Raw genomic sequence first — 1,419 nt, 5'->3', positions numbered from 1 at the left:
AAATACTGTATTTTTAGCACATCTTTGCTTGCATTGATGTGCTTTTCTATGTTATAATTTGAGTATGATATCATACTCAACAAAGGAGGCCATCATGTACTACAACTGCCTGGTTAATATTCCTAAGAACACTGGTAAAATTTCCAGAAATAAACGGGGTAAGACTACCTACATCGAATACACTTATGCTAGAGAGTACCTTCCCGAGAAGAAATACAACGTTGCTAGAAGAACGACCATTGGGAAAGCTGACCCAGATCATCCTGGAATGATGTTTCCTAACCCCAACTTCGAAAAGTTCTTCCCAGATATCGAGATTCCCGCCGAAGGAACGGCGGCTGAGCCAGTCAGCGAATCCAGAAGCAGCTGTATCCGCATTGGTGCCTTCTCTGTAGTCAGACGAATTATTGAAGACTACAAGCTGGCTGAACATTTGAAGCGTTGGGATGACCGGGGAAAAGGGCTGCTTCTTGATCTCGCCGCGTATTCAGTTATCGCAGAAAGCAACGTGGCTCAGCACTTCCCGGATTATGCCTACAACCACCCATTGATGACGCCACAGAACAAGATTTACAGCGACTCTACAATCTCGCGCTTCATTCGCGAGATCGATGATAATGACAGGGTCGACTTCTTGAACAGCTGGAACGCCACCCACGACAAGAACGAGAAAATCTACGTTTCCTATGACTCCACCAACAAGAACTGCAAGGCTGGAGATATTGAGATGGCGGAATACGGTCACCCTAAGAATGACGTTGGCACGCCAATCATCAACTACTCGATTGCTTACGACATGACCAATGAGAAGCCCCTGCTTTACGAGAGCTACCCGGGCAGTATCGTGGATGTCTCGCAGCTGAAATACATGCTGGAGAAGATTCGCGGCTACGGCTATAAGAAGATAGGTTTCATCCTTGATCGTGGATACTTCAGTAAGGCTAACATCCAATTCATGGACTCGTGCGACTATGATTTCGTGATGATGGTTAAAGGCAGGGCCTCCTTTGTACACGGCTTGATCATGGAGCACATGGGTGAATTCGAATCAAAGAGAGCCTGCTCCATCAAGGCTTACCGGACTTATGGCATAACGGTTAAAGCCAAGCTGTACGCGGATGACGACACTGACCGCTATTTCCACATCTACTACAAGGCCAAGAAGCAGGCTAGCGAGCGTGCTAGACTGGAAGCTGATTTGGACAGAATGGAAGCCGAGATGGACAAGATAAAAGGCAGAGAATACAAGCTTCCAAAGCGATACGAGCATTATTTCAAGCTCACCTACCACAAAGACAAGTTCTATGGCTACGAGGAACGGGAAGATGTCATCGAACGAGAGCTGCAGCTGTGCGGCTATTTCGCGATCGTGACCTCCGAAAAGATGACGGCCTCTGAAGCCTTGAATCTTTACAAGAG

At 46.9% G+C, this 1,419-nt stretch carries 1 protein-coding gene; it reads left to right on the top strand.

Annotated features, from left to right (window positions below; all coding sequences use genetic code 11):
* Positions 1-94 precede the first annotated feature (94 nt).
* Positions 95-1,419 (top strand): IS1634 family transposase (locus FD23_RS08670; RefSeq protein ID WP_057717959.1); only part of this gene is annotated, 1,325 nt, incomplete at its 3' end.

Origin of the sequence: Lactobacillus delbrueckii subsp. delbrueckii DSM 20074 = JCM 1012 (genome assembly GCF_001433875.1) — a bacterium.
Lineage (GTDB): Bacteria > Bacillota > Bacilli > Lactobacillales > Lactobacillaceae > Lactobacillus > Lactobacillus delbrueckii.
This window is presented reverse-complemented; position numbering and strand designations above follow the sequence as displayed.